1 pseudogene is annotated in these 238 nt (G+C 62.2%); it reads left to right on the top strand.

Annotation, left to right across the window (positions count from 1 at the left end):
- Positions 1 to 112: 112 nt before the first annotated feature.
- Positions 113 to 238: pseudogene (locus SB756_RS35050) on the top strand (FMN reductase); the annotation flags it as partial.

Below are 238 nucleotides of genomic sequence, written 5' to 3'. Positions count from 1 at the left end.
ACACCAGCGCAGACACGGAATTGCGCTAACCCGTTGATCCCAAAGCACATTAAAACCAGGCACGACGATTGCTCAAGCAAAGTCCGGCTCAACCAGAACCGGAGACCTGCCCATGAGCCCCCCACTGAACGTCGTAGCCCTGTCCGGCGGCACTTCCCGCCCATCGCGCACCCGGGCCTTGACCGAGGCGAGCCTCGCCGAACTGGCCGAACACCTGCACATCAAGCCGCACCTGATC

Origin of the sequence: Pseudomonas sp. SIMBA_068, from assembly GCF_046534705.1 — a bacterium.
Classification (GTDB): domain Bacteria; phylum Pseudomonadota; class Gammaproteobacteria; order Pseudomonadales; family Pseudomonadaceae; genus Aquipseudomonas; species Aquipseudomonas putida.
This window is presented reverse-complemented; position numbering and strand designations above follow the sequence as displayed.